Source organism: Nostoc sp. CmiVER01, assembly GCF_034531135.2.
Classification (GTDB): domain Bacteria; phylum Cyanobacteriota; class Cyanobacteriia; order Cyanobacteriales; family Nostocaceae; genus Nostoc.
Map to the genome: position 1 here is coordinate 1 of NZ_JAVRBU020000071.1, position 613 is coordinate 613.

1 protein-coding gene is annotated in these 613 nt (G+C 63.9%); it reads left to right on the forward strand.

Annotated elements, in window-relative coordinates; translation table 11 throughout:
* The coding region (locus RMZ43_RS36045; protein ID WP_428851037.1) for an amino acid permease at nt 1-464 on the forward strand (464 nt) is incomplete at its 5' end.
* Nucleotides 465-613 lie beyond the last annotated feature (149 nt).

Sequence of the window (613 nt, forward strand, 5' to 3'; positions counted from 1 at the left end):
CACTCATCCGCGCGGCAGGCACCCTGGGAATGATGACCGTGATCTACGCCTGCCTGAACGCCTCGTCTCGAACCATTTTTGCCCTCGCTCGCGATGGTCACCTGCCCGGATCACTAACCACAGTAAACCCGCGCACCCACTCACCTGACGCGTGCGTGTGGCTCATCGCAGGCTTCGCAGCACTCGCGGCCACACTGACACCCGTGATGCAACTCGCCCAACTGATCAATGTCGGGACATTGGGCGCCTTTTCGTGCGTTGCCTTGGCCGCCCTGCGACCCGGACCGTCTGGTCAGCGCCCCTTCGCCATGCGGATCGTGGCCATCACCAGCCTCCTGTGTACCAGCGCACTCCTGACGCTACTGCTCTATCACGTCTGGCGAGGGGCTCTGATCTTCATCGGCGCAGCTAGCCTCATCTTCGGGCTACGCTGGATCAGGCGCACGGCGGCAGTCACGCCGTAGACACCCAGGATCTCATCCGACCTAAGGGCCAAGATCCGCACCCGCACCGTGCGACAGTCCGAGCACGTCGCTGACCGCGACCGCGATGCGCTCGTACATCTGCTCGCGGCTTCGCACTGCCGCACGCTTGCGACTGGGAACCAACGCCA